This is a genomic window from Streptomyces sp. NPDC014734, from assembly GCF_043083325.1.
Taxonomy (GTDB): Bacteria; Actinomycetota; Actinomycetes; order Streptomycetales; family Streptomycetaceae; genus Streptomyces.
Genome location: NZ_JBIBYN010000001.1, coordinates 210,476 through 235,193, shown reverse-complemented (window position 1 = coordinate 235,193; position 24,718 = coordinate 210,476). Strand labels below are relative to the sequence as shown.

The window sequence follows — 24,718 nt, the reverse complement described above, 5'->3', positions numbered from 1 at the left end:
CTCTGCGGACCACACCGACGCGCTCCCCTCGCTTGCCTCACGGCACGAGGGGTTTTTTGTTGCACCGGACCACCCAAACCGTTGCAGAACACCCCGCACAAACCCTCAGCTTCGAGAAGAGAATGCCGATGACCGAGCAGGCCACCGGGGCCCACCATCCCCAGCCGCGGGCCCGTAACGCCGGATCGCCCGCCGCCACCGTTGAGCACGTCACGGGCGCGCAGTCCCTCATCCGTTCTCTTGAGGAAGTGGGCGCCGACACGGTATTCGGCATTCCCGGCGGCGCCATCCTCCCGGCCTACGACCCGATGATGGACTCCACCCGGGTCCGCCACGTGCTGGTCCGTCACGAGCAGGGCGCGGGGCACGCCGCCACCGGCTACGCGCAGGCCACCGGCAAGGTCGGCGTCTGCATGGCCACCTCGGGACCCGGTGCCACCAACCTGGTCACGCCGATCGCGGACGCCCACATGGACTCCGTCCCGCTGGTCGCCATCACCGGTCAGGTCGCCTCCAAGTCGATCGGCACGGACGCCTTCCAGGAGGCGGACATCTGCGGCATCACGATGCCGGTCACCAAGCACAACTTCCTGGTCACCAGGGCCGAGGACATCCCGCACACCATCGCCGAGGCCTTCCACATCGCCTCCACCGGCCGTCCGGGCCCGGTCCTCGTCGACATCGCCAAGGACGCCCTCCAGGCGCGGACCACGTTCTCCTGGCCGCCCACCCAGGACCTGCCCGGCTACCGCCCGGTCACCAAGCCGCACGCCAAGCAGATCCGCGAGGCCGCCAAGCTGATCACCCGGGCCAGGCGCCCGGTGCTGTACGTCGGCGGCGGCGTCATCAAGGCGGGGGCCACCGCCGAGCTGAAGGTCCTCGCCGAACTCACCGGAGCGCCCGTCACCACCACCCTGATGGCGCTCGGCGCATTCCCCGACAGCCACCCGCTGCACGTGGGAATGCCGGGCATGCACGGTGCGGTCACCGCCGTCACCGCGCTGCAGAAGGCCGACCTGATCGTCGCCCTCGGAGCCCGTTTCGACGACCGCGTCACCGGCAGGCTGGACAGCTTCGCCCCGTACGCGAAGATCGTCCACGCCGACATCGACCCGGCCGAGATCGGCAAGAACCGCGCCGCCGACGTGCCGATCGTGGGCGACGCCCGCGAGGTCCTGGCCGACCTGGTCCAGGCCGTCCAGGCCGAGCACACCGAGGGCCACGTCGGGGACTACGAGGCGTGGTGGAAGGACCTCAGCCGCTGGCGCGAGACCTACCCGCTCGGCTACGACCTCCCCGAGGACGGCAGCCTGTCGCCGCAGCAGGTCATCCGGCGGATCGGCGAACTCGCCCCCGAGGGCACGATCTTCGCCGCGGGCGTCGGCCAGCACCAGATGTGGGCCGCCCACTTCATCGACTACGAGCAGCCCGCCACCTGGCTGAACTCCGGCGGCGCTGGAACGATGGGCTATGCGGTCCCGGCCGCGATGGGCGCCAAGGCCGGCGCGCCGGACCGTACGGTCTGGGCCATCGACGGCGACGGCTGCTTCCAGATGACCAACCAGGAACTCACCACCTGCGCGCTCAACAACATCCCGATCAAGGTAGCGATCATCAACAACGGCGCGCTCGGGATGGTCCGCCAGTGGCAGACCCTGTTCTACAACCAGCGGTACTCGAACACGGCGCTGCACTCCGGCGCCGACACCGAGGGAGTCCCCGCGAAGGGCACCCGCGTCCCGGACTTCGTCAAGCTGTCCGAGGCGATGGGCTGCTACGCGATCCGCTGCGAGGACCCGGCCGACCTGGACAAGGTCATCGCGGAGGCGAACTCCGTCAACGACCGGCCCGTCGTGATCGACTTCATCGTCCACGAGGACGCCATGGTCTGGCCGATGGTCGCCGCCGGCACCTCCAACGACGAGGTCATGGCCGCCCGCGGCGTCCGCCCCGACTTCGGCGACAACGAAGACGACTGAGAGACAGAGAGAGACCGACGCCATGTTTACCAAGCACACGCTCTCCGTCCTTGTCGAGAACAAGCCGGGTGTCCTCGCCAGGATCACCGCCCTGTTCTCCCGCCGCGGCTTCAACATCGACTCGCTCGCGGTCGGAACCACCGAACACCCCGACATCTCGCGCATCACCATCGTCGTCAATGTCGAGGGCCTGCCTCTTGAGCAGGTGACCAAGCAGCTCAACAAGCTGGTGAACGTCCTCAAGATCGTCGAACTGGAGCCCTCCGCTGCGATCCAGCGGGAGCTCGTCCTGGTGAAGGTCCGCGCCGACAACGAGACGCGCTCCCAGATCACCGAGATCGTCCAGCTGTTCCGCGCCAAGACCGTGGACGTCTCCCCCGAGGCGGTCACGATCGAGGCCACCGGCGGCGCCGACAAGCTGGAGGCCATGCTCAGGATGCTGGAGCAGTACGGCATCAAGGAGCTGGTCCAGTCCGGCACCATCGCCATAGGGCGCGGCGCGCGCTCGATCACCGACCGGTCGCTGCGCGCCCTCGACCGCACGGCGTAGCACCCGCCGCCTCGCCGCCCGCATGGCGAGATCCGTCAACGTATTCACCGCACCCCGCCGTACGGTGGGACGCAACACCTGCACACCAAGGAGAGACCCAGTGGCCGAGCTGTTCTACGACGACGACGCCGACCTGTCCATCATCCAGGGCCGCAAGGTCGCGGTCATCGGCTACGGCAGCCAGGGACACGCCCACGCGCTGTCGCTGCGCGACTCGGGTGTCGACGTCCGTGTCGGTCTGCACGAGGGCTCGAAGTCCAAGGCCAAGGCCGAGGAGCAGGGCCTGCGCGTCGTGACGCCGTCGGAGGCCGCCGCCGAGGCCGACGTCATCATGATCCTGGTGCCGGACCCGATCCAGGCGAAGGTCTACGAGGAGTCCATCAAGGACAACCTCAAGGACGGCGACGCGCTGTTCTTCGGCCACGGCCTGAACATCCGTTACGGCTTCATCAAGCCGCCGGCCGGCGTCGACGTCTGCATGGTCGCCCCGAAGGGCCCGGGCCACCTGGTCCGCCGTCAGTACGAGGAGGGCCGCGGCGTCCCGTGCATCGTGGCCGTCGAGCAGGACGCCTCGGGCAACGGCCTGGCGCTCGCCCTGTCGTACGCGAAGGGCATCGGCGGCACTCGCGCCGGCGTCATCAAGACGACGTTCACCGAGGAGACCGAGACCGACCTGTTCGGTGAGCAGGCCGTCCTCTGCGGTGGCACCGCCGCCCTGGTCAAGGCCGGTTTCGAGACCCTGACCGAGGCCGGTTACCAGCCGGAGATCGCGTACTTCGAGTGCCTGCACGAGCTGAAGCTCATCGTGGACCTCATGTACGAGGGCGGCCTGGAGAAGATGCGCTGGTCGATCTCCGAGACCGCCGAGTGGGGCGACTACGTCACCGGCCCCCGGATCATCACGGACGCCACCAAGGCCGAGATGAAGAAGGTTCTCGCGGAGATCCAGGACGGCACCTTCGCCAAGAACTGGATGGAGGAGTACCACAACGGTCTGCCCAAGTACAACGAGTACAAGAAGGCCGACGCCGACCACCTGCTGGAGACCACGGGCCGTGAGCTGCGCAAGCTCATGAGCTGGGTCAACGACGAGGACGCGTAGCACGCCCCGGGGGCGGACCGGCACCGGTCCGCCCCCGCTGCATTTCCGCGGGAAGAAGCGGCGTCGTACGTGTGTACAAGTCGTCCACTCCGTGTGGGTGATCCTTCCAACGGGGCGCAGTATGCGTCCTGGTGCATGACTACACTTCTCCACACATACACGCGTCAGGCCCACAGTGTCGTGCGTCTTCCACGCGGCAAGCCCCTCCACCGCCTGCGGCCGTCGGGACGGCCGTCCGCACTGGACCTGTGAGGACTCACGTGAGCTCGAAACCCGTCGTACTCATCGCCGAAGAGCTGTCGCCCGCCACGGTGGACGCCCTGGGACCGGACTTCGACATCCGGCACTGCAACGGCGCGGACCGCGCCGAGCTCCTCCCCGCGATCGTCGACGTCGACGCCATCCTGGTGCGCTCCGCGACCAAGGTCGACGCCGAGGCCATCGCCGCCGCGAAGAACCTGAAGGTCGTCGCCCGCGCGGGCGTCGGTCTGGACAACGTCGACGTCTCCACCGCCACCAAGGCCGGCGTGATGGTGGTCAACGCGCCCACCTCGAACATCGTCACCGCCGCCGAGCTGGCCTGCGGTCTGCTGGTCGCCACCGCGCGCAACATCCCGCAGGCCAACGCCGCGCTCAAGAACGGTGAGTGGAAGCGCTCCAAGTACACCGGCGTCGAGCTGAGCGAGAAGACCCTCGGCGTCGTCGGCCTCGGCCGCATCGGCGTCCTGGTGGCCCAGCGCATGTCGGCCTTCGGCATGAAGATCGTCGCGTACGACCCCTACGTGCAGCCGGCCCGCGCCGCCCAGATGGGTGTCAAGCTCCTCTCGCTGGACGAGCTGCTGGAGGTCGCCGACTTCATCACCGTCCACCTGCCCAAGACCCCCGAGACGCTCGGCCTGATCGGTGACGAGGCGCTGCACAAGGTGAAGCCCACCGTGCGCATCGTCAACGCCGCACGCGGCGGCATCGTCGACGAGGCGGCGCTCGCCTCCGCCCTCAAGGAGGGCCGGGTCGCCGGTGCCGGTCTCGATGTGTACGCGAAGGAGCCCTGCACGGACTCCCCGCTGTTCGAGTTCGACCAGGTCGTCTGCACCCCGCACCTGGGCGCCTCCACCGACGAGGCCCAGGAGAAGGCGGGCATCGCGGTCGCCAAGTCGGTGCGCCTCGCCCTCGCCGGCGAGCTGGTGCCGGACGCGGTCAACGTCCAGGGCGGCGTGATCGCCCAGGACGTGCGCCCGGGCCTGCCGCTCGCCGAGAAGCTCGGCCGGATCTTCACCGCGCTCGCCGGTGAGGTCGCGGTCCGGCTCGACGTCGAGGTGTACGGCGAGATCACCCAGCACGACGTCAAGGTGCTCGAACTCTCCGCGCTCAAGGGCGTGTTCGAGGACGTCGTCGACGAGACCGTCTCCTACGTGAACGCCCCGCTCTTCGCGCAGGAGCGTGGCGTCGAGGTCCGCCTCACCACCAGCTCCGAGTCGCCGGACCACCGCAACCTGGTGACCGTCCGCGGCACGCTCTCGGGCGGCGAGGAGGTCTCCGTCTCCGGCACGCTGGCCGGACCCAAGCACCTCCAGAAGATCGTCGCCGTCGGCGAGTACGACGTGGACCTGGCGCTCGCCGACCACATGGTGGTGCTGCGCTACGAGGACCGCCCCGGCGTGGTCGGCACGGTCGGCCGCATCCTCGGCGAGGCCGGTCTGAACATCGCGGGCATGCAGGTCTCGCGGGCGGGCGCGGGCGGCGAGGCGCTGGTCGTGCTCACCGTCGACGACGACGTCCCGGCGTCGGTGCTCGCCGAGATCTCCACGGAGATCGGCGCCACCTCCGCCCGCACGGTGAACCTGACCGACTGACCGACTGACCGACTGACCGACTGACCGGCTGAGCGGCTGACCGGCTGAGCGGCCCGGCTCGTCGGCCGTCACGCCGACGGTCCGGCACTTCCCGGTCTTGCGTACCCGGCATCTAGACGCGTGTCTTACACGAACGTCTGCATGCCGGGTACGCTGTTTTCATGGGACATCGTGAGGATCTGCTCGAAGGCGCCAAGCGCTGCCTGCTGGAGAAGGGGTACGCACGGACGACGGCACGCGACATCGTGGCCGCCTCCGGTACGAACCTCGCCTCCATCGGTTACCACTACGGCTCGAAGGAGGCTCTGCTCAACCTCGCCTTCCTCAAGCTGACCGAGGAGTGGGGCGATGTGCTCACCGAGCCGCGGGACGAGGAGGCGGGCGACGGCGACGCGTCCCGGCCGCCGCTCGACCAGTTCCGCGAGACCTGGGAGCGGGTGATCGACAGCTACGAGCGGACGCGTTCCGTCTGGCAGCTCCAGATGGAGGTCGTCTCCCGGATCGACCAGGACCCGGAGCTGAAGAGCGCGCTGATCGGCCCGCAGCGCGAAGGGCGGGACGGGCTCGCCGAGAACATGCTCGGCATCGACCCGGAGAAGGATCCCGAGAGGGCCCGGGTGGCCGGGCTTTTCTGTCAGGCACTCCTCGCGGGCGTGATGGTGCAGTGGCTGATGGACAGTGATTCGGCACCGTCCGCGCAGGACCTGACGGACGGCCTGAAGGCGGTGCTGGAGGGGCGCGTTCAGTAACCGCGTCCCGTGACCGCGCTCCGAAGCCGGGCTCCGTGATCGGGTTCCTGGTGTGCGCTCCTCGGGCGGTCCGTGACCGCGGCCCCGGTTCTCCCGCCGGCCCGTGAGGTGGCGGACCGTCAGGCGTGTTTGATGGGTCCGGCGTTGGGTCCTGAGACCCATGACGCGGGACGTTTCCCGGCCCTAGGGTGAGTGGCTGTCATGTCACTTGCTGACATCGGGGGTCGGGGACGCGTATGTCTGTTATCGGTGGCATGTCGGTGCCCGGGGGGCCGGTTCCGGCGAGACCGGGGACGCGGGAGCTCCCGCGTCCGCTCAACACGGTGCGGGTACTGCTCCTCGTCCTGTTCGGCGCGACGGCCCTGGGCGGCCTCGGCCTGTTCGGCTCGGCGCTCGCGGTGGACGCGATGGGGGCCCAGGTCCTCGGGATCCTGCTGTACGCGGCTGTGCCGGGCGCGCTCGGCCTGCTGCTGGCGCGGCATGTGCGGACCGGCCGCAAGCGGGTCTGGTGGGGGCTGGTCGCCGTCCAGGCGTGGCTGGTCCTCGGCGGCCTCGGCAACATCGGGAACGGTTCGGCGAGCGGCTTCACCCAGCTCCTCCTGCCGGCCCTGATCCTGTTCCTCCTCACCCGGCGGCAGAGCAGGTCCTGGTTCCTGCTGCCGCCGGTGGAACGCGGCGCGAAGCCCGAGGGGGAACGGAGGCGGTGGCGCGGGTTCTCGCTCCCGCACCTGATCACCTGGCGCCGGGACCGGGGACAGACGGCCCTGGAGTACCTGGGCCTGGTGCTGATCGTCGTCGCGCTGATCGCCGCGATGGCCCTGAGCGGACTCGGCGGACGAATCACCGCCGAACTCCAGTCGGCGATCTGCTCGCTGAGCGGCTACTCGTGCCCGGCGTCCGGGGACGGCCCGGGCCGGGTCGAGGCGGGCCCCGGACGGAACGGGGGCACCGGCAACGGCACCGCGGGCGCGGACGGCGGCGCGACCGTCACCGGAGGCACCGGCGCGACGGGCGGTGGCAACGGCGGTCCGTCCGGCAGCGGCAATGGTGGCGGCGACGCGAGTGGCGGCAGCGCGAACGGGGGGAACACCGGCGGCGGGAGCACCGAGGGGAGTCCTTCCGGCGGTGCGGGCGTGTCCGGCGGCACCGGCGGCCCCGACGACGGCCGTCCCGGCAGCGGTGTGGACACCTACCCGGAGGACGGCGTCGAGCCCGAGGCCGACTACGACACGCCCGCGCCCGGCGAGGAGGGCAAGGGCGGCGACAAGGGCGGCGACAGGGCCGACCAGGAGGACTGCGGCGGCTGGGGCTTCTTCGGCTGCGCGTGGGACCGCACCACCCAGGTCGTGAAGGGGCTGGCGGTCGACGGCGTCTGGGGCGACATCACCGGGATCATCGACCTGTTCAAGCCCGAGACGTGGTCCGGCATCGCGGACTACGGCAAGCAGCTCGGCCACGAGTGGACGCAGGACTCCAAGGACGCCGGCGACAAGTGGGGCAAGGGCGACTACCTCGGTGCCCTCTGGGACTGGGGCAAGGCGTCGGTCAACACCGTGGTGAAGGTCGGCGACACCGTGTTCGTCGGCGACGAGGTCCGCGACCGCTGGAACAACGGGGAGAAGACCCGGGCCGTCACCGATGTGATCTGGAACGTCGGCTCCCTCTTCATCCCCGGCTACGACGTGGCGAAGGTCGTCGGCAAGGTCGGCAAGCTCGGCGAACTCGGCAAGATCGCCGAGAAGGTGGCGAAGGCCGTCGACGACGCGGGGGACGCGGCCCGCCGTGCCCGCAAGGCCGCCGAACTCGGTGACCTCGACGGGCTGCGCAAGGCGGCCAAGGAGGCGGACGACGCCGCCGACGCGGCGGAGGACGCGGCACGCCGGACCGGCTGTGTCATCGCGTCCGGGCCGCGCCCGGTGCGCTACGGCGCCGGGATCGCGGGAGTCGCCGGCTCCGGCACCGGCGTACTGGCCTCCGGTTCCACCGGCCGGGTGGTCCTCGCGGGCGGCGGCTGTGACGAGGCGGCCAAGGCGAGGGCCGCCGAGGCGCGCGCCCAGGAACGCGCCGCCCACCTGGAGCAGAAGCGCCTGGAGGAACCGGAGCGCGCCCGCAAGGCCGAGCTGGACAAGAAGAAGTACCCCGAGCCGACCCGCAACGACACCTCCGACCCGCGCAACTACAACCCGCCGTCCTGGGCCGAGGACCTCAAGGACCGCAAGCTCGGCGACGCGGACCTGGGCGACGGCTACTGGGCGAGCCGCGACCGCAACCCGGCCCCCAACTGGAAGAACGAGTCCTGGCTGCGGTACCAGGAGCAGGTCACCGGCACCAACCGGGGCCAGGAGTACGTCGTCCCGCACCCCAAGGAGGGCAAGCCGGCCGTGGAGTACGACGGCTGGGACTCCGGCAGGCAGACGTTCCTGGAGGCCAAGAACGGCTACCAGAGCTACCTGTCCCGGACCGAGCCCGGAAAGCTCACCACGTCCGGCAGGGACAAGTTCGTCGCCGAGGCCCGCGCGCAGGTCGAGGCGTCCGGAGGCCGGGCGGTGGAGTGGCACTTCTCCGACCCCGAGGTGGCGAAGGCGGCGCGCCAGGCCTTCCGGGACGAAGGGCTCCCGATCAAGGTCGTCCACACCAAGCCGAAGCCGAACGACAGCACCAGGAGACCGGGGGCCTTCGACAAGTAGTGCGGTGAACCTCGCCGGTCACCGCAGTAGCCTGCACGCAGGGCGGCCCGGCCGGGTCCGTGCCGCCCTGCCCGACGGACGAAGCTCGACGGAGGAAAGTGCATGCGACGTGTGGTGCGGGTCTTCTGGGGTCCCAGGCCGGAGCCGGTGGAGACGCTCGCCGGACGCTGGAAGCGGACGCTGGACGGGATCACCGGACTGCTCCCCGGGGCGGCGTCGCCCGGTGAGGGGACGGGTACCTGGCGCCAGGTCCGCGGCTCCGGCCCGGAGACCGAACTGCCGGCGGACGAGGGCGCGCTGCTCGGTGCCCTGCGCGTGGCACAGGCGGCCGAGGACTGGTCGGACCTCACGGGCACCGCGCTGCGGCTGGAACGTGCGGACGAACCCGGCCGGCGCACCGAGATCAGCGGACTGGCCGGGGGCGCGCCGGAGTTCCTGCTCCAGTCGTTCGTGGTGACGCTGCACGCGCCGGACGGTGTGGAGGTTCCGGAGGCCGAACTCCTCGCCGTCCTCGCCCGCGAGTGGGAACCGGACTTCGGTGACGTGAGCGACGACGACGTGCTGGACGCCCTGGAGGACGACGCCGGGTACTCCGTCGGCGACCCCGTGGTGGGCCGGTTCGGATACCTCTCCCCGGCGCGGGCCGCCCTCGTCCCGGAGGGCCTGGGGACGGCCCGGGAGGAACTGCCGGGCGGCGGCGTGCTGCTGAGCCTCGCGGACCCCGGTGCCGGTGCGGACGTGGTGGCGGCCTACGAACGGCTCCGTGACGCCGGGGCGCTGGAGCCGCTGCCCCGCCCGATGGACCGGCCGGTCCTGTGACCGCGCGCGCCGGGGAGGCGTTCACCGTCGCGGGAGCCCTCGCCGACATCGACGCGCTGCTGGCGCGCCCGTTGCCGACGAGCGGGCCCACGGCGGCCGAGGGCGATCCGGAAACGGGGGAGTGGACGACGACCGGCGGCGACGGCTTCCGCGTCGTCCCGCTCTGGGAGGGCGATCCGCTGACCGGGGTGTACGCCCCCGAGTGGAACGACCTCACGGACGCGGCCGAGGCCCATCTCGCCGCCCTCGTCGAGGAACTGGACCGTCGATGGGGCCCGCATCGCGCGGTGCCCCTGCACGTGCCGATGTTCCGCCGTCAGGAGGGGGCCGCCGTCGAGCCGTTGTTCGATGCCTTGTTCGATCAGGATCTCTACGGCGACCTGACCGTCTGGGGCCCGGTCGGCGGCGCGGACCGCTGGGTCGGGGCGAGCGTCGGGCACAGCGACGGCGACGCGCCGATGGTGCTGGCGGCCCTCGTCAGCGGCCGTCCGGTCACCGCCCCGGACGCGTGGTGAGGACCGGATGAGGTGAACGGGCCCGGGCCGTGCGGACGTCGTACGGCCCGGCCCCGCCGTCACCCGCTCCCGGCCGAATGGGCGGGGGCGCAGTCGCGCGGATCGGGGCGCCCCGCCCGCACCCGGCGGGGCTCCGGGAAACCGGTGGCACACGGCAGGCTCTCAGAGCCGGGCCCCCTTGAGCACCATGTGCAGCAGCAGCCGGTCCTCGCCGTCGTTCAGATCGAGACCGGTGAGCTGGTGGACCCGGGACAGCCGGTAGTACAGCGTCTGACGGTGGATGCCGAGCGCGGCGGCCGTCCGTGACGCCTGGCCCGCACAGTCGAGGAACACCTCGGCGGTGCGGGCCAGGTCCGTGTGCGCGGGGGCGAGCAGGGCGCGGACCGACGGGTCGGCGGCCGATTCGGCGGGCAGCGCCGTCAGCAGCCGGTACGGACCGATCGCCGACCACTGGGCGACCGGGCCGAAGCGGGACTCGGCCGCCGCCGCGCGGGCCGCGGCCGACGCCTCGTGCCAGGCCGCGGCCAGGTCCGCCAGACCGCGGCGGGGCGCCGCGATCCCGGCGGTGGCGCCCCGGCCCGCGATCGCCCGCAGCCGGTCCGCGGCGCCGAGCGCGGGTTCCGGCACCTCGGCCGAGCGCAGCCTGATCAGCGCGGCCAACGAGGGCGGCCCCGCCGGACCCGGGGCGGCGACCGAAGCGAGCGCCGCCGCCGACGGCACCGTACGCACCGACGGCGCCTCCTGCGGCCACGGCGACACGCACACCACCGTGTGCAGCCCCTCCGCGTCCGGACCCAGCGAATCCCGCAGCGCGGTCACCGCCATGTCGCGCTGCCAGCCCCGCCCGGCGGTCAGGACCGCGCCGAACTCACGGGACAGGTCCGTGCCGGCCCGCGCCTCCTCGGAGAGCAGCACCCCGATCCGGGCCGCCACCTCCATCGCCGCCGCCAGCCGCTCCTCGGTCGGTCCGGGATCGGCGTCGAGCAGCCACACGTATCCGAGGACCACACCCCGATGGCGCACCGGCAGGCAGATCCGGTCCCGGAACACCCCGGCCTCGGGGGCGGCCGGGATGCGCACCGGGCCGGTGGCGCGGGTGATGCCGAAGCCCTCGAACCAGGCGCGGACCGCGGGCGTCGAGCGCCGGGTCATGATCGATCGGGTGCGGACCGGGTCCATGGCCGTGTCGTCGTCGCTGTCGTGGGCCCCGAAGGCGACAAGACCGAAATCTCGGTTCTCCAGCGTCGCGGGGGCACCGAGCAGCCCCGATATCTCGTCGACCAGCTCCTGGTAATCGCCCTTCACCCGGCCATTCTCGCACCCCTTCAGACATATGTCTGAGATCCGGGCAACGGATGCGTGACAGCTGTCGATGGCCCACGATCGGAGTGATCCCTAGATTTCACGGTGGTTCTCCGTGCTGTACCGCGCCGTTCCCCCGCCGCCGGTACGGCCCCCGTCCGTACTTTCCGTGGAGGTGCCCCGTGCTGGGTCCCGTGATTCTCGCCGCGTCCCGCAGCGACAAGATGCGTCGTTTCATCTCGGCCGCTCCCGGCACGAAGCAGGTCGTCGACAGGTTCATCGCCGGTGAGACCGTCGACCAGGTCGTCCCCGTCATCCGGGACGCCGCCGACAAGGGCCTGGAAGTCACCCTCGACGTGGTGGGCGAGGACATCACCACGCCCGAGCAGGCCGCCGCCGCCCGCGACGCCTACCTGGAGCTGATCGACCGCCTCAAGGACCTGGAGCTGGGGACCGGGGCGGAGATGTCCGTCAAGCTCTCCATGTTCGGACAGTCGCTGGAGGGCGGGCACGAGCTGGCGCTCGCCAACGTCCGTCCGGTCGTCGAGGCCGCCGCCGCGATCGGCACCACGGTCACCCTGGACGCCGAGGACCACACCACCCTCGACTCGATGTTCGCCATCCACGAGGAGCTGCGGAAGGACTTCCCGCAGACCGGATGCGTCATCCAGGCGTACCTGTTCCGCACCGAGGAGGACGCCCGCCGTCTTGCCGCCGCCGGCAGCCGCGTCCGCATCGTGAAGGGCGCCTACAAGGAGCCCGCCTCCGTCGCGTACCAGGACAAGTCCGAGACCGACAAGGCGTACGTCCGCATCCTGAAGATCCTGATGGAGGGCGAGGGCTACCCGATGATCGGGTCGCACGATCCGCGGCTGATAGCCATCGCCCAGGAGCTGGGACGCAAGGCAGGGCGCAAACTGGACGAGTACGAGTTCCAGATGCTGTACGGCATCCGCAGCGACGAGCACGTCCGGCTCGCCGCGGAGGGCCACCGGATGCGTGTGTACACCGCGTACGGAACCGACTGGTACGGCTACTTCATGCGCCGTCTCGCGGAGAAGCCGGCGAACCTGCTGTTCTTCGGCCGCTCCATCCTGACCAAGGGCTGAACCGGCCGCCGGCCGTCCCCCACCCCCGCCGACACCAAGGAGACAAGGCACTCATGGACGCTGTGACCCAGGTCCCCGCGCCGGTCAACGAGCCGGTCCACACCTACGCCCCGGGCACCCCGGAGCGCGCCCGTCTGGAGGCGAAGCTCAAGGAGCTCGCCCAGAACCCGATCGACCTGCCGATGACCATCGGCGGCGAGAAGCGGATGGGTGGCGGCGAGCGCTTCGACGTCGTTCAGCCCCACAACCACAAGGCCGTCATCGGCACCTTCGGCAACGCCACGCAGAAGGACGCCCAGGACGCGATCGACGCCGCCCTGGCCGCCGCCCCGGCCTGGCGCGCGACGTCCTTCGACGACCGCGCCGCGATCATCCTGCGCGCCGCCGAGCTGCTGGCCGGCCCCTGGCGCGAGACGCTGGCCGCGTCCACCATGCTCGGCCAGTCCAAGACCGCCCAGCAGGCCGAGATCGACACCCCCTGCGAGCTCGTCGACTTCTGGCGCTTCAACGTGCACTACGCGCGCCAGATCCTCGCCGAGCAGCCCCCGGCCAACTCGCCGGGCGTGTGGAACCGCATGGACCACCGCCCGCTGGAGGGCTTCGTCTACGCGATCACGCCGTTCAACTTCACGGCCATCGCGGGCAACCTGCCCACCGCCCCCGCCCTCATGGGCAACGTCGTGGTGTGGAAGCCGTCCCCGACGCAGACCCACGCCGCCGTGCTGCTGATGCGCCTCCTGGAGGAGGCGGGCCTGCCCAAGGGCGTCATCAACCTGGTCACCGGTGACGGCCTCGCCGTCTCCGAGGTGGCCCTGAACCACCGCGACCTGGCCGGTATCCACTTCACCGGCTCGACCCCCACCTTCCAGCACCTGTGGAAGACGGTCGGCAACAACATCGCCACCTACCGCACCTACCCGCGGCTCGTCGGCGAGACCGGCGGCAAGGACTTCGTCGTCGCCCACCCGTCGGCCGACCACGCCGTGCTGAAGACCGCGCTGACCCGGGGCTCCTTCGAGTTCCAGGGCCAGAAGTGCTCGGCGTCCTCGCGCGCCTACGTCCCGGCCTCCATCTGGAACTCCGGTTTCAAGGAGAAGTTCGCCGCCGAGGTCGACTCCATCGCCATGGGCGACGTCACCGACCTGTCGAACTTCATCGGCGCCGTCATCGACGACCGCTCGTTCGCGAAGAACAAGGCAGCGATCGACCGCGCGAAGGCCGACCCGACCTGCACGATCATCGCGGGCGGCAGCTACGACGACTCGGTGGGCTACTTCGTCCGCCCGACCGTCATCGAGTGCACCGACCCGGCCAACGAGGTCTTCACGACCGAGTACTTCGGCCCGATCCTCGCCGTGCACGTCTACGAGGACGACGCGTACGACGCGATGCTGGAGCAGATGGAGTCGGTCTCCGACTACGCGCTCACCGGTTCCGTCATCGCGAACGACCGCACCGCTGCCGCGTACACCATGGAGAAGCTGCGCTACGCCGCGGGCAACTTCTACATCAACGACAAGTCGACCGGCGCCGTCGTCGGCCAGCAGCCCTTCGGCGGCGGCCGTGCCTCCGGCACCAACGACAAGGCGGGGGCCCCGCAGAACCTCCAGCGCTGGACGCTGACCCGGGCCATCAAGGAGACGCTGGTCCCGCCGACCGAGTACACCTACCCCCACCAGGGCTGACGCCCCCGGGACGCCGGCACCCCGGGCGCCCCGCGACGAACTCCGCCTCCCGACCGGTTCCCCTGCCGGCCGGGAGGCGGTTTCCATGTGGCCCCGGCCGGCCGGGGATCCGCGCCCGGGCGTCCGCGAACACCGGCCCCTCAGACCTCCACGATCACCTGGTCGAGCGACTTCCGTACCAGGTCCGGCACCTCGCAGTCGTCGGCCGGATACCCGACGGGGATCACCGCGAACGCCTTCTCGTTCTCCGGCCGGTCCAGCACCTCGCGCAGGAACCGCATCGGGCTCGGCGTGTGGACCAGCGCCGCCAGGCCCGACAGGTGCAGCGCCGAGAGCAGCATGCCGACCGCGATCCCGACCGACTCGTCGACGTAGTAGTGCTTGCGCCGGGTGCCGTCCTCACCCAGCCAGTACCGCTGCTGGAACACCACGACGAGCGCCGGGGCATCCGTCATGTGGGACTTGACGGCGTCCGTGCCCAGCGGGCGCAGCGCGGTCAGCCACTCCTCGCCGAGCCTGCCGTCGTAGCTGATCCGCTCCTCGCGCTCGGCCGCCTCGCGGATCAGCCGTCGTACCTGCGGGTCCTTGACCAGGACGAACGTCCACGGCTGCTGGTGCGCGCCGGACGGGGCGGTGGCGGCGCAGGCGATGGCGTCCCTCACGACCTGCTCCGGCACGGGATCGGTGGAGAACCGGCGCACGGTCCTGCGTTCGTCCATCCGCCGCCGCAGTTCGGCGGAGCGGGAGAGGGACTCGTCGGCCACGATCCGTTCGGGGCGGTAGGGGACCGGCCGGTAGGGCGAGCCGTGGGTGGGCGTCCAGTGCGGTGTTACGGCTGTGGTGTCAGACATGTCGGCAGTCTGGCGGTGGCGGCAGGTCCGGACCAGAGGGCCGTCGGACAGAACGGACGGGTGCGACCGGTCAGTGTCCGCCCGGGGCCCGCCCGGGGCCCGCCCGGGGCCCTTTAGCGCCCGGCCGGAACCCGATCGGCCGTCGGAGTGGCGTGGCAGGCTGGCCGCATGACCGAGCAGACCGTCCCGCCCGTGCACACCGCCCACACCCACCGACTGGCCCCGGCCGCCCTGGACGAGATCCACGCCTTTTTGGATATTGCTTTCGAGGGCGATTTCAGCGAGGAGGACTGGGACCACGGTCTCGGCGGCATCCACGCGTACGTGCGGGACGGGAGCGGGCTCCTCGCGCACGGCAGCGTCGTCCAGCGCCGGGTGGTCCTCGCGGGCCGCTCGTACCGGGTCGGCTACGTGGAGGCGGTGGCGGTACGCGCCGACCGGCGCCGCGAGGGGCTCGGCTGGCGGGTGATGGCCGCCCTGGAAGAGGTGGTGGACGGGGCGTACGCCTTCGGGGCCCTGTCCGCCTCGGAGGCCGGAGCGGCGCTGTACGCGGGGCGCGGCTGGCGGGTGTGGCCGGGACGGATCGCCGCGCAGGCCGCGCACGGCGTCGAGCGGCTGCCGGACGAGGAGGGCAGCACCTATGTCCGCCCCGTGACCGGGGGCGCGCTGCCCGCCGGGTCCGGGACCCTGGTCTTCGACTGGCGGGACGGCGACGTGCTCTGAGGACCTGCCGGGTGGCCTCCGACCGGGCGGCCGAAGGCCACCGACATGCTCTGAGACGTGCGCCGGACCGGGTGGACCGGGTGGACCGGGGGTTCCGGCGGCGGCGGTGGCGTGTACTCCGTCTCAGATAGTAGGAAGTCCGAGTAATTGTGGAGACAGAGCGGCCCGGCTGCCCTAGCGTTGTAGGAGCCGAACGAATCGCTCGATCCAGCGACCGGCGGTTGTGAGCGCGCGCCCCGTGCAGGCCATCCCTGCGGCGTCCGTTCCCCGCCCCTTCCGGCGCCTCGAAATCCTGATCTCGACATCACGTTCACGCGTTGCCGATCTCGAAATCCTCGCGATCTCAAGGAGTCGATCCACCATGGCCCAGACGACCGTCCGCCGCGTCCGTCACACCCACCGCCCGACCGAGTCGGAGCGCCGCAATGCCGCGGCCGCCCTCCAGCGTGCCCTCGACCGCAGGGACAACGGCGGCTCCACGGGGCACTGACCCCGCTCTCCCGGCCCCGCCCCCCGGCCGACGTGGTGCCGGGCCGCAGCCGCTCCGGACTCGCGTGCACGCAGCAGCGCTCGGGGTGGCGGCGATCCTGCCGCCGTTCAGCTCGGGCGTGGTGAGGTGGCGGATCTCGGCGTCGATGCGGCGACCCGGCGCCCACGGCGCGAGACCGCGCGGACGCACGGCCGCCGCACGGCGAACGGCACCTGCCGGGAGGCGTCGTGTGCGTCTTCGGACCGGCCCCGTACGCCGGGTGCCGTCCCGACGGCGCCACCGGCGAGCCGTCCACCCGGGTCGGGGTGGGGTGCGGGAGCGGCGCGTACACGTACAGCTCCCCGCATGTCCGCATGGTGGACATGGCGTGTCATGGGGTGGGACGCGCAGTAGGGTGCGTCCATGTCTCGCAGCATCAATCTCGCAGTGATCCCCGGTGACGGCATCGGCCAGGAGGTCGTGGCCCAGGGCCTCAAGGTCCTCAGGGCCGTACTCCCGCAGGACGTGAAGCTGGAGACCGCGGAGTACGACCTCGGCGCCCGGCGCTGGCACCGCACCGGCGAAACCCTCCCGGACGCCGAACTCGAAGCCCTCAAGGGCCACGACGCCATCCTGCTCGGTGCGATCGGAGACCCCTCCGTGCCGTCCGGCGTCCTGGAGCGCGGGCTTCTGCTGAAGCTGCGGTTCGCCTTCGACCACTTCGTCAACCTGCGCCCGTCGAAGCTGTTCCCGAACACCGCGACCCCGCTGGCCGGCCGCCCGGACATCGACTTCGTCGTGGTCCGCGAGGGCACCGAGGGCCCCTACACCGGCAACGGCGGTTCGCTGCGCACCGGTACGGAGCACGAGGTCGCCACCGAGGTCAGCATCAACACCGCGTACGGTGTCGAGCGCGTCGTCCGTGACGCCTTCGAGCGGGCGAAGGCCCGCCCGCGCAAGAAGCTGACGCTGGTCCACAAGAACAACGTCCTGGTGTACGCGGGCCACATGTGGAAGAACATCTTCGACAGGGTCGCGACCGAGTACCCCGAGGTCACCACCGACTACCTGCACGTCGACGCCGCGACGATCTTCTTCGTCACCCAGCCGGAGCGCTTCGACGTCATCGTCACCGACAACCTCTTCGGCGACATCATCACCGACCTCGCCGCCGCCGTGACCGGCGGCATCGGCCTCGCCGCGTCCGGAAACATCAACCCGAGCGGCGCCTTCCCGTCGATGTTCGAGCCGGTCCACGGCTCCGCGCCCGACATCGCGGGCCAGGGCAAGGCCGACCCGACCGCCGCGATCCTCTCCGTCGCCCTCCTGCTGCGCCACCTCGGCCACGAGACCGAGGCCGTGCGCATCGAGGACGCCGTCTCCGCCGATCTCGCGGAGCGGGGCCCTGAAGGCTCCGGGGGAGAGGGCTCGCCCCGTACCACCGACCAGATCGGCGACGCGCTCGCGGTACGCGTAGCGAGCTGACCCGACGACTCCCTTCCGAAGCCGCCGGGTCGCGAGAGCACCCGGCGGCTTCCTCATGTGCGGTCCCGGGTGTCTCCGCCACCGCCGGACACCGACCACCGGACCGCATTTCGCGTCATTTCGTGCAGCGCCGCCCCGGAGCGATAATCGAACGGGGCTGCGACTCGCACGCGAAAGCCCGCACGTCCCGGCAGCCGCCGGGCGGCAACGACGCGAGCGCGGTCCATCGCACACAACAGGTGAAGGACACGCACTCATGACGACGCCCACGATCGAGCTCAAGCCCACCTCGACCCCGCTGTCCGACGCGGAGCGCGAGGCGATCCTCGCCGGGCCCGGCTTCGGCCGGCACTTCACCGATCACATGGTGACGATCCGGTGGACCGAGGGCCGCGGCTGGCACGACGGTCAGCTCGTCCCCTACGGGCCGCTCGCCCTCGATCCGGCGACCACCGTGCTGCACTACGCCCAGGAGATCTTCGAGGGCCTCAAGGCGTACCGTCGGCCCGACGGCAGCGTGGCCACCTTCCGCCCGGAGGCGAACGCCCGGCGGTTCCAGGCGTCGGCGCACCGGCTCGCCATGCCGCAGCTGCCGGTCGAGACGTTCATCGAGGCGTGCGACGTGCTGGTCCGGCAGGACAAGGCGTGGGTTCCGGCGCACGGCGGCGAGGAGTCCCTCTACCTCCGCCCGTTCATGATCGCCACCGAGGTCGGTCTCGGCGTCAAGCCCGCCAACGAGTACCTCTTCGTGGTCATCGCCTCGCCGGCCGGCGCGTACTTCCCCGGCGGCGTCAGGCCGGTCTCCATCTGGCTGTCCGAGAACCGGGTGCGTGCCGTTCCCGGCGGCATGGGCGACGCCAAGACCGGCGGGAACTACGCAGCCTCCCTCCTCGCCCAGGCCGAGGCCACCGAGAAGGGCTGCGACCAGGTCGCCTACCTCGACGCGGTCGAGCACAAGTGGGTCGAGGAGCTCGGCGGGATGAATCTGTACTTCGTGTACGGGAACAAGATCGTCACGCCCGCCCTGACCGGTTCGCTGCTGGCCGGGGTCACCCGTGACTCGCTGCTCGCCGTCGCCCGCGACCTGGGCCACGAGTCCGAGGAGGGCCGCGTCTCCATCGACCAGTGGCGGGCCGACACCGAGAACGGCACCCTCACCGAGGTCTTCGCCTGCGGCACCGCCGCCGTCATCACTCCGGTCGGCACGGTCAAGTGCGAGGGCGGCGAGTGGACCCAGAGTGGTGGTGAGCCCGGCGAGGTCACCTTGAAGCTGCGGGAGCGTCTGCTCGACATCCAGCGAGGCGTCGCCGAGGACACCCGCGGCTGGATGCACCCGCTCGGCTAGTTCTCAGGTGTGTGAAGGCCGCGTCCGGCTCCCCGCCGGGCGCGGCCTTCGTCGTGTCCGGCGGAGAGCCACACGGTATGGAGCAGCGCTCAACAAAAAATGAAGTGAACCTTCCGTCTCCCCCGCTCGACGCGCCCGGCGCACGCGAGGAGGCCCTGCGGCCCGCGGCTGCCTGCGGATATCTGGGAGCGGAACGATGAGCATCGACGGACACGAGTATGCGGGCGTGCACAGCCCGCGCGCCGGTGACCGGGTCAGGCTCGGCGACTCCGGGCTGACCGTGCGCGTCGAGTCCGACACGCAGGCGCCGGGCGACGAGTTCCTCGCCGGGTTCGGCAAGACCGCCCGTGACGGACTGCACCTCAGGGCCGCGGCGGTCCGCGACACCTGTGACGTCGTGATCAGCAATGTGCTGGTCATCGATGCCGTGCAGGGCATCCGCAAGGTGTCGATCGGCATCCGCGAGGGCCGGATCGCCGCGATCGGGCGGGCCGGCAACCCGGACACCCTGGACGGCGTCGACGTCGTCGTCGGCACCGGCACCACCATCGTCTCCGGCGAGGGCATGATCGCCACGGCGGGCGCCGTCGACACCCACGTCCACCTGTTCCCGCCGCGGATCATGGAGGCCTCGCTCGCCTCCGGCGTCACCACGATCACCGGCCAGGAGTTCGGCCCGGTCTGGGGTGTCGGCGTCAACTCGCCCTGGGCGCTGCGCCACGCCTTCAACGCCTCGATGCCTGGCCGGTCAACATCGGCTTCCTGGGCCGTGGTTCGTCCTCCGATCCGGCGCCCCTGGTCGAGGCTCTCGCCGAGGGCGGGGCCTGCGGCTTCAAGGTCCACGAGGACATGGGCGCCCACACCCGGGCCCTGGACACCGCGCTCCGGGTGGCCGAGGAACACGACGTCCAGGTCGCCCTGCACAGCGACGGGCTGAACGAGTGCCTGTCGGTCGAGGACACCCTGCGCGTTCTCGAAGGCCGCACCATCCACGCCTTCCACATCGAGGGCTGCGGCGGCGGCCACGTCCCCGACGTCCTCAGGACGGCGGGCGTGGAGAACGTCATTGGCTCGTCCACCAATCCGACGTTGCCCTTCGGCCGGGACGCCGTCGCCGAGCACTACGGGATGATCGTCTCCGTCCACGACCTCAAGACGGACCTGCCGGGCGACGCGGCCATGGCCCGCGACCGCATCCGCGCCGGGACGATGGGTGCCGAGGACGTGCTGCACGACCTCGGGGCGATCGGCATCACCTCCTCCGACGCGCAGGGCATGGGGCGGGCCGGCGAGACGGCGCGCCGCACCTTCGCGATGGCCGGGAAGATGAGGGCCGAGCTGGGCCCGATGGACGGCGACGGGCCGGCCGACGACAACGCCCGGGTGCTGCGCTACCTCGCCAAGCTCACCATCAACCCCGCCATCGCCCACGGTCTCGCCCACGAGATCGGTTCCATCGAGACCGGCAAGCTCGCCGACATCGTGCCGTGGAGGCCCGAGTTCTTCGGCGCGAGGCCGCCGCTCGTGCTGAAGGCCGGGTTCCCGGCGTACGGCGTCACCGGTGACCCCAACGCCGCCACCGACACCTGCGAACCCCTCGTTCTGGGGCCGCAGTTCGGGGCCCACGGGGCGACTGCCGCCGATCTCTCGGTGGCCTTCGCCTCGCAGGCGGCGACCCGGCTCGGCGCGGACCTGATGCCCACCCGACGACGCCGCGTCGGGGTGCGCGGCACCCGTGGGATCGGCCCCGGCGACCTCGTCCACAACTCCCGCACCGGCGAGGTCGCGGTGGACGCCCGCAGCGGTCTGGTCACGCAGGGGAGTTCCGGCCCGTCGACGCCGAGCGCTTCGCCACCCGGCTGCGCGCCATGCTCGACGGATTCAGCGTCCACGTCGCGGTCGGTCTCCCCGGCACCGGACGTCACCAAGTCCTCTCCCGGGTAGGGGAGTTCGTCGAGGAGTCGCTCATCGCCCCGGAGTCGCCCGGACGGCCGTGAACGGCCTCGTGGTGAACGGCCTCGTGGTCAACGATCCCGTCGTGAACGACCCTGCGGCGAACAACCCCGTCGTGAACGAAACGCACGTAAGTACGCGTGATCGTTGCCCGTTGCGCTCTTGTTGTGCGCCCGGCCGTTCGGGCACGGTGACGGTCCATGGGACGAGAGCAGTGGAAGAAGATCTGGGTCGGCTCCGCCGGCAACATGGTCGAGTGGTTCGACTGGTTCGTGTACGCGACCTTCGCCGTCTACTTCGCGGATTCGTTCTTCCCCGAGGGCAACGAGACCGCCAACCTCATGAACACCATGGGCATCTTCGCCGTCGGCTTCTTCATGAGACCGGTCGGCGGCTGGATGCTCGGCAGGATCGGTGACCGCAGGGGCCGCAAGGCCGCGCTCACCCTCACCGTGACCCTCATGTCGGCCTCCGCGATCCTCATCGCCGTCGCGCCGACGTACGGCGTCGCCGGATACGGCGGGGTGGCCGTCCTCCTGGTGGCCCGGCTCCTGCAGGGACTGTCGGTCGGCGGCGAGTACGCCGCCAGCGCCACCTACCTCACCGAGGCGTCCGCGCCGAACCGGCGCGGCTTCGCCTCCAGCTTCCAGTACGTGTCCATGACCGCCGGGCAACTCGTCGGGCTCGGTCTCCAGATCGTCCTCCAGCGCAACATGTCCGAGGCGGCCCTGCACAGCTGGGGCTGGCGCATCCCGTTCGTCATCGGCGCGCTCGGCGCCGCGATCGTCTTCTACCTGCGCCGCTCGATGCTGGAGACCGAGGTCTACGCCGAGTCCGGCGCCGCCGGACAGGCCGACCGCGGCACCCTGAGGGCCCTGTGGCAGCACCGGCGCGAGGCGTTCCTGGTGATGGCCCTGACCATGGGCGGAACCGTCGCGTACTACACGTACACGACCTACCTCACCAAGTTCCTCTCCACCAGCGCCGGCATGGCGAAGTCCACCGCCTCGCTCGTCAGTTTCTGCGCGCTCCTCGTCTTCATGTGCCTCCAGCCCCTGGCCGGGCTGCTCTCCGACCGCGTCGGCCGCCGCCCGCTGCTGATCACCTTCGCCGTCGGCTCCACCTTCCTGACCGTGCCGATCATGACGCTGCTCAGGCACGCCGGAACCTTCTGGCCCGCCCTCGGCCTGGCGCTCCTCGCCCTGGTCGTCGTCACCGGCTACACCTCCATCAACGCCTGCGTGAAGGCCGAGCTCTTCCCGACCGGCATCCGCGCCCTCGGCGTCGCGCTCCCGTACGCGCTGGCCAACGCGCTCTTCGGCGGCACCGCCGAGTACGTGGCGCTCTGGTTCAAGAAGGCGGGCGTCGAGTCGGGCTTCTACTGGTACGTGGCGGGCTGCGCCGCCGTCTCCCTGGTCGTCTACCTGACGATGCGGGAGACCCGCGACATCGACCTGGGCCGGGTCGGCGCCGACCCGGCCGGACGGGGACGGGCGGAGCCTGCCGGGGCGACGAGCGTCACGCCCGCATCCTGAGACGCGGCACGGCACGGGAGCGGCGTTGTGCGACACTGCTTCCGTGTCCTCGTTCGTCATGATTATTGGCAACAGGCGCGCCGGTCCGCAGTGACCGTCCCGCACCATCACGTGCGGCGCGGCCATCGTGCCCCAGACCCGCGCGCAGACCTCTCGCACCCGCGAGGGGTTTTTTCGTTTTCCGGCCCCCACCCCGGCCGGGGCGAGGCGCGCGGGATGATGGGGGCAAGTGGAGCCATTTCGTACGGATCCACTCATCCGACAGGAGTCAGACCAGCATGACCACCAAGGCCAACGCCACCGACGACAGTTTCCACGTCTTCGACACCACGCTGCGCGACGGCGCCCAGCGTGAGGGCATCAACCTGACGGTCGCGGACAAGCTGACCATCGCCCGGCACCTGGACAACTTCGGCGTGGGCTTCATCGAGGGCGGCTGGCCCGGAGCGAACCCCCGTGACACCGAGTTCTTCGCCCGTGCCCGGCAGGAGATCGAGTTCCACAACGCCGAGTTGGTCGCCTTCGGCGCGACCCGCAGACCCGGCGGGAAGGCGGCCGAGGACCCCCAGGTCAAGGCGCTGCTCGACTCCGGGGCCCAGGTGATCACCCTGGTCGCCAAGTCGCACGACCGCCATGTGGAACTCGCCCTGCGCACCACCCTCGAAGAGAACCTGGAGATGGTCCGCGACACCGTCTCCCACCTGCGCGAACAGGGGCGCCGAGTCTTCGTCGACTGCGAGCACTTCTTCGACGGCTACCGCGCCAACCCCGGATACGCCAAGTCCGTGGTCCGTGCCGCCTCCGAGGCCGGCGCCGACGTGGTCATCCTCTGCGACACCAACGGCGGCATGCTCCCCGCCCAGATCCAGGCCGTCGTCTCCACCGTGCTCGCCGACACCGGCGCCCGGCTCGGCATCCACGCCCAGGACGACACCGGCTGCGCCGTCGCCAACACCCTCGCCGCCGTCGACGCGGGCGCCACCCACGTCCAGTGCACCGCCAACGGATACGGCGAACGGGTCGGCAACGCCAACCTCTTCCCCGTCGTCGCGGCGCTGGAACTCAAGTACGGCAGGACCGTCCTGCCCGAGGGCGCCCTCGCCGACATGACCCGGGTCTCGCACGCGATCGCCGAGGTCGTCAACCTGACGCCCTCCACCCACCAGCCGTACGTGGGCGTCTCCGCCTTCGCCCACAAGGCCGGACTGCACGCCTCCGCGATCAAGGTCGACCCCGACCTCTACCAGCACATCGATCCCGCGCTGGTCGGCAACACCATGCGGATGCTGGTCTCCGACATGGCGGGCCGCGCCTCCATCGAGCTCAAGAGCAAGGAGCTCGGCATCGACCTCGGCGGGGACCGCGCACTCGTCGGCCGGGTCGTCGAACGCGTCAAGGAGCGTGAACTCAAGGGCTACACCTACGAGGCCGCCGACGCCTCCTTCGAACTGATGCTGCGCGCCGAGGCCGAGGGCCGCCCGCGCCGCTACTTCCGCACCGAGTCCTGGCGGTCCATCGTCGAGAACCGTCCCGACGGCACGCACGCCAACGAGGCGACCGTGAAGCTCTGGGCCAAGGGCGAGCGGATCGTCGCCACCGCCGAGGGCAACGGCCCGGTCAACGCCCTCGACCGGGCGCTGCGCGTGGCGCTGGAGCGGATCCACCCGCAGCTCGCCAAGTTCGAACTCGTCGACTACAAGGTCCGCATCCTGGAAGGCCGCACCGGTACCGAGTCCACCACCCGCGTCCTGATCACCACGCGCGACGGCAACGGCGAGTGGGCCACCGTCGGCGTGGCGGACAACGTCATCGCTGCCTCCTGGCAGGCGCTCGACGACGCGTACACCTACGGGCTGCTGCGGGCCGGGGCCGAGCCCACGGAGTAGCGCGGGCGTGCGCCGGGACGCGCGCGGCGACCGCCCCGGACCGGCCGGGCGTTCCGGCCGGTCCGGGGCGGCCATCCGGGAGCGTCCGGGAACATCCGGAAACATCGGGGAGCATCCGGAA

Annotated in this window: 18 protein-coding genes and 2 pseudogenes; 18 read left to right on the top strand and 2 right to left on the bottom strand. The window is 71.1% G+C overall.

Features of this window, described 5'->3' with window-relative positions:
- The first annotated feature begins 122 nt into the window (after positions 1–122).
- From ACF1CT_RS01105 to ACF1CT_RS01070, 8 genes are all read left to right on the top strand, one after another.
- On the top strand, positions 123–1,979 hold the full coding sequence (locus ACF1CT_RS01105; protein WP_391781631.1) for an acetolactate synthase large subunit: 1,857 nt from the start codon (positions 123–125) through the stop codon (positions 1,977–1,979).
- A gap of 22 nt (positions 1,980–2,001) precedes the next feature.
- A complete protein-coding gene (gene ilvN / locus ACF1CT_RS01100) occupies positions 2,002–2,529 on the top strand; it encodes an acetolactate synthase small subunit (RefSeq protein WP_376234605.1) in 528 nt (175 codons plus the stop codon).
- A 100-nt stretch (positions 2,530–2,629) separates the two neighbouring features.
- Positions 2,630–3,631, top strand: a complete 1,002-nt coding sequence (ilvC, locus tag ACF1CT_RS01095) for a ketol-acid reductoisomerase (protein ID WP_391781630.1) — start codon at positions 2,630–2,632, stop codon at positions 3,629–3,631.
- 260 nt (positions 3,632–3,891) lie between these two features.
- Positions 3,892–5,484 (top strand): phosphoglycerate dehydrogenase, encoded by a 1,593-nt coding sequence (gene serA / locus ACF1CT_RS01090; RefSeq protein WP_391781629.1) that lies wholly within the window; start codon positions 3,892–3,894, stop codon positions 5,482–5,484.
- 161 nt (positions 5,485–5,645) lie between these two features.
- On the top strand, positions 5,646–6,233 hold the full coding sequence (locus ACF1CT_RS01085) for a TetR/AcrR family transcriptional regulator (RefSeq protein ID WP_391781628.1): 588 nt from the start codon (positions 5,646–5,648) through the stop codon (positions 6,231–6,233).
- Positions 6,234–6,469: 236 nt separating this feature from the next.
- Positions 6,470–8,920 (top strand): Tox-REase-5 domain-containing protein, encoded by a 2,451-nt coding sequence (locus ACF1CT_RS01080; RefSeq protein ID WP_391781627.1) that lies wholly within the window; start codon positions 6,470–6,472, stop codon positions 8,918–8,920.
- A gap of 102 nt (positions 8,921–9,022) precedes the next feature.
- Positions 9,023–9,739, top strand: coding sequence for a hypothetical protein (locus tag ACF1CT_RS01075; RefSeq protein WP_391781626.1), 717 nt, complete (start codon positions 9,023–9,025; stop codon positions 9,737–9,739).
- The gene (locus tag ACF1CT_RS01070; protein ID WP_391781625.1) at positions 9,736–10,254 is read left to right on the top strand and encodes a hypothetical protein; all 519 of its coding nucleotides are present in this window, start codon (positions 9,736–9,738) and stop codon (positions 10,252–10,254) included. Before ACF1CT_RS01075 ends, ACF1CT_RS01070 begins: the two co-directional genes overlap by 4 nt.
- Before the next feature lie 162 nt (positions 10,255–10,416).
- On the opposite strand, the gene ACF1CT_RS01065 is transcribed toward ACF1CT_RS01070, so the two are convergent.
- Complete coding sequence (locus tag ACF1CT_RS01065) at positions 10,417–11,559, bottom strand: PucR family transcriptional regulator (RefSeq protein WP_391781624.1); 1,143 nt, start codon at positions 11,557–11,559, stop codon at positions 10,417–10,419.
- Between the two features lie 179 nt (positions 11,560–11,738).
- Between ACF1CT_RS01065 and ACF1CT_RS01060 the strand changes: the two genes are divergently transcribed.
- Both ACF1CT_RS01060 and pruA read left to right on the top strand, forming a co-directional pair.
- Complete coding sequence (locus ACF1CT_RS01060; protein ID WP_391781623.1) at positions 11,739–12,665, top strand: proline dehydrogenase family protein; 927 nt, start codon at positions 11,739–11,741, stop codon at positions 12,663–12,665.
- 53 nt (positions 12,666–12,718) lie between these two features.
- Complete coding sequence (gene pruA, locus ACF1CT_RS01055) at positions 12,719–14,350, top strand: L-glutamate gamma-semialdehyde dehydrogenase (RefSeq protein WP_391781622.1); 1,632 nt, start codon at positions 12,719–12,721, stop codon at positions 14,348–14,350.
- Positions 14,351–14,490: 140 nt separating this feature from the next.
- Here pruA and ACF1CT_RS01050 read toward each other — a convergent pair whose 3' ends face one another.
- Entirely contained in the window at positions 14,491–15,201 is a 711-nt protein-coding gene (locus ACF1CT_RS01050; RefSeq protein ID WP_391781621.1) for a nitroreductase family protein, read from the bottom strand.
- A 168-nt stretch (positions 15,202–15,369) separates the two neighbouring features.
- Here ACF1CT_RS01050 and ACF1CT_RS01045 point away from each other — a divergent pair, with 168 nt between their 5' ends.
- The 8 genes and pseudogenes from ACF1CT_RS01045 to cimA all read left to right on the top strand — a co-directional run bounded on the left by ACF1CT_RS01045 (position 15,370) and on the right by cimA (position 24,597).
- Entirely contained in the window at positions 15,370–15,924 is a 555-nt protein-coding gene (locus ACF1CT_RS01045; RefSeq protein WP_391781620.1) for a GNAT family N-acetyltransferase, read from the top strand.
- A 361-nt stretch (positions 15,925–16,285) separates the two neighbouring features.
- Positions 16,286–16,414 (top strand): hypothetical protein, encoded by a 129-nt coding sequence (locus tag ACF1CT_RS01040; RefSeq protein WP_391781619.1) that lies wholly within the window; start codon positions 16,286–16,288, stop codon positions 16,412–16,414.
- A gap of 402 nt (positions 16,415–16,816) precedes the next feature.
- Positions 16,817–17,878: a 3-isopropylmalate dehydrogenase gene (locus tag ACF1CT_RS01035; RefSeq protein ID WP_391781618.1), complete on the top strand. Its 1,062-nt coding sequence runs from the start codon at positions 16,817–16,819 to the stop codon at positions 17,876–17,878.
- Between the two features lie 256 nt (positions 17,879–18,134).
- Entirely contained in the window at positions 18,135–19,223 is a 1,089-nt protein-coding gene (locus ACF1CT_RS01030) for a branched-chain amino acid aminotransferase (RefSeq protein WP_391781617.1), read from the top strand.
- A 196-nt stretch (positions 19,224–19,419) separates the two neighbouring features.
- Positions 19,420–21,038 (top strand): annotated as a pseudogene (locus ACF1CT_RS01025) (urease subunit alpha); the annotation flags it as partial.
- A 2-nt stretch (positions 21,039–21,040) separates the two neighbouring features.
- Positions 21,041–21,220, top strand: a pseudogene (locus tag ACF1CT_RS01020) (TetR family transcriptional regulator C-terminal domain-containing protein); the annotation flags it as partial.
- A gap of 156 nt (positions 21,221–21,376) precedes the next feature.
- Positions 21,377–22,711 carry an MFS transporter gene (locus ACF1CT_RS01015; protein WP_391781616.1) on the top strand — a complete coding sequence of 445 codons (1,335 nt, stop codon included), beginning with the start codon at positions 21,377–21,379 and terminating at the stop codon, positions 22,709–22,711.
- A gap of 278 nt (positions 22,712–22,989) precedes the next feature.
- Positions 22,990–24,597, top strand: a complete 1,608-nt coding sequence (gene cimA, locus ACF1CT_RS01010) for a citramalate synthase (RefSeq protein WP_391781615.1) — start codon at positions 22,990–22,992, stop codon at positions 24,595–24,597.
- Positions 24,598–24,718: the final 121 nt, after the last annotated feature.